The organism is Paraburkholderia sp. RL17-347-BIC-D (assembly GCF_046027915.1).
GTDB lineage: Bacteria > Pseudomonadota > Gammaproteobacteria > Burkholderiales > Burkholderiaceae > Paraburkholderia.
The window spans coordinates 1-3,169 of the sequence record NZ_JARESS010000144.1 but is presented as its reverse complement, the minus strand read 5'-3'; the positions used below and the strand labels follow the sequence as shown (position 1 = coordinate 3,169).

Genomic DNA, 3,169 nt, shown 5'->3' with positions numbered 1-3,169 from the left:
CATGACGGAGGTGCTGATTCTCGGGATGCTGGTCGCGCTGGTCAAGCTGGCGCATATCGCCAGCGTCGTGCCGGGCGTCGCGCTCTGGACGTTCGGTGCGTTGATGCTGATACTCGCGGCGGCCAGTGCTGCGTTCGATCCGCACGATCTCTGGCAGCGAATAGGCGGCCACTATCGCGCCGCACCCGGCCCGGAAGAACTCGCCGAACCGGCCGCAGGCACGGCAATGGCCAGCGGGCTGATGACCTGCCACGATTGCGGGTTGCTGACAAAAGCGGCGCCACACGTCTACGACGCGAGCTGTCCGCGCTGCGGCGCGCATCTTCACGAACGCAAACCGGCGAGCTTCGCGCGCACGTGGGCGTTCCTGATCGCGGCGATGGTGCTGTACATCCCGGCGAACATGCTGCCCGTGATGAACACCAGTTCGCTGTTCGGCTCGGCGAAAGACACGATTCTGAGCGGCGTGGTGTACCTCTGGACATCCGGCTCCTGGCCTTTAGCCATCATCGTGTTCATTGCGAGCATCGCCGTCCCGATGCTCAAGATCATCGCGATCATGTTCCTCGTTATCTCGACGCAGCGGCGCTCGCTTGCGATGCTGCAGCAGCGCACGCGCGTCTACCGCGTGGTGGAACTGGTCGGGCGCTGGTCGATGCTCGATATCTATGTGATCACGATTCTCGTCGCACTCGTCCAGTTCAATGCACTCGCGACCATCCAGGCAGGTCCGGCCGCCGTGGCTTTCGGCGCGGTAGTCGTGCTGACGATGTTCGCCGCCATGTCATTCGATCCGCGCCTGATCTGGGACGCAACGGAGCACGATCATGGCTAAACCTCCCGGTCAACCGGGGTCGCCTGACGTTCCTGAAGCTATTGCCACTCCGCGCTCGCGCTGGCGGATGCAGATCGTGTGGCTGGTGCCGCTGATCGCAGTGCTCATCGGCGGATGGCTGGCGGTGAAGGCGATCATGGAGCAGGGCCCGGCGGTGACGATCAGCTTCGAGACCGGCGAGGGGCTCGAGGCGGGCAAGACCAAGATCAAGTTCAAGAACGTCGACATCGGTGTGGTCAAGAGTGTCACGCTGTCGGGCGATCACCGCCGCGTGGTCGCCACGGCCGAACTGTCCAAAGATGCCACCAACCTGCTGGTGGACGACACGCGGTTCTGGGTCGTGCGTCCACGCATTTCCGGCGGCACCGTATCCGGCATCGGCACGCTGCTGTCGGGCTCGTTCGTCGGCATGGACGTGGGCACATCGACGAAGTCGAGGCGCGATTACACGGGCCTGGAGTCACCGCCCGTGTTCGCCATCGGCGTGCCGGGCCGCGAGTTTGTACTGAAAGGCGCCGACATGGGCTCGCTCGATGTCGGTTCGCCCATTTTCTACCGGCGGCTGCAGGTCGGCCAGATCGTTTCGTACCAGTTGGACCCGGACGGGAAGGGCGTGACGATGCGTGTCTTCGTCAACGCCCCTTACGAGAAATACGTGAAGTCCGATACGCGCTTCTGGCAGGCGAGCGGGATCGACGTGTCGCTCGATACGACGGGCGTCAAGGTCAACACCGAATCGCTGGTGGCCATCCTGATCGGCGGACTCGCATTCCAGACGCCGGACCAAACGGCCGATGGAGCCGAAGCCGCCCCGGACGCGCAGTTCGCGCTGTACCACGATCGCTCGGAGGCGATGAAGCAGCACGATCGGATCGTCGATACCTATGCGCTGGTTTTCAGGGAGTCGGTGCGAGGGCTGGTGGTTGGCGCACCGGTCGATTTTTTCGGTATCGTGGTCGGCGAAGTCGCGGCGATCAATACGCGGTTTGATCCCGTTACCAAACAGTTCAGCATCCCGGTCGAGATACGTCTCTTTCCAGAGCGCTTCACGTCGCGCTATATGAAGGGAGGGAAAGGAAGGATCACCGACGACCCTCAGCGACTTGCGCAAACGCTGGTCGACCATGGCTTACGTGCGCAATTGCGCACCGGAAACCTGCTGACCGGGCAACTCTATATTGCACTCGACTTTTTCCCGAACGCGCCGAAGGCGAAGGTCGATTGGACCGTCACGCCGCCCGAGATACCAACCATACCTGGCGGCCTGCAGTCCATGCAGAATTCGGTGACGAGTCTGCTCGCCAAGCTGAACCAGATTCCATTCGGTGGGATCGGGAAGGGTGCGCAAAAGACGCTAGCCGATGCCGATACCCTTCTCAAGCAGTTTCGGACCGACGTGGTGCCGCAGGCACGGGACACGCTCGCTGCTGCACAGACGGCGCTAAATTCCGCGAACAGCACGCTACAGCCCGATTCCCCACTGGCGCAGAACACGACGGACGCCATGAACGAACTGGCGCGCACAGCGGCCGCTTTCCGCACGCTGGCGGACTACCTCGAACGCCATCCGGAGGCACTCATCCGCGGCAAGGTGGAGGATAAAAAGTGAAGCGCCTATCGCTATGCCTTGCCGTTGCGCTGACCACGGTCGTGCTCGCCGGTTGTGCCGGCTCGCCCAAGTCGGACTTCTACACGTTGAGTGCGGAGGCGCCGCGCGAAAGCGTCAATCATGGGCCGCCCATGATCGTCGTGATCGGCGCGGTCACCGTGCCCGAACTCGTCGACCGACCGCAGATCGTTGTTCGCGCCGGCACGAACCATGTGACGATCGACGAATTCGCCCGCTGGGCTGAGCCGCTGAAGAGCCAGATTCCGCGCGTGTTCGTCGCCGATCTCTCGCAACTGCTGAACAGCCCTCGCGTGTCGACTTTGCCGATCGGCGGCGACGTGGCGGCGGCCTGGCGAGTGCGGATCGACGTCCAGCGCTTCGACGCCTTGCTCGGCGATGCTGTGACCGTCGATGTCTTGTGGTCGGTGTTGCCACCCGGTAAAGCGCCGCCGATCACCGGCCGGACCATCGCGAGCGAGCCCTGCGCGGGCGCGGGCTACGAAGCGGCGGTGGTGGCCTGGAGCAAGGCGCTTGCCACCGTGAGCCGCGCGATCGCGGCCGGCATCCGTCCGCCGACGACCGTCGACTGACGCCGGAACGGGGAACGGAGGTCTATTAGCGGTCATATGTCGCCGAGGTTCGCGTCGGCTGAAACCAGGATACCCCGATTCCGGGGTCACTGATCGATCGCTGGACTGGAGAAGAAGACCGTGAGCCTCGATACG

3 protein-coding genes are annotated in these 3,169 nt (G+C 63.6%); all 3 read left to right on the top strand.

The window, feature by feature from the left end:
• The coding region (locus P0D96_RS47670; RefSeq protein WP_408321249.1) for a paraquat-inducible protein A at positions 1 to 835 on the top strand (835 nt) is incomplete at its 5' end.
• Positions 828 to 2,444 (top strand): PqiB family protein, encoded by a 1,617-nt coding sequence (locus P0D96_RS47665; RefSeq protein ID WP_408183641.1) that lies wholly within the window; start codon positions 828 to 830, stop codon positions 2,442 to 2,444. The genes P0D96_RS47670 and P0D96_RS47665, both read left to right, overlap by 8 nt.
• Positions 2,441 to 3,034: a PqiC family protein gene (locus P0D96_RS47660; protein WP_408183643.1), complete on the top strand. Its 594-nt coding sequence runs from the start codon at positions 2,441 to 2,443 to the stop codon at positions 3,032 to 3,034. Before P0D96_RS47665 ends, P0D96_RS47660 begins: the two co-directional genes overlap by 4 nt.
• The last annotated feature ends 135 nt before the right edge of the window (positions 3,035 to 3,169 follow it).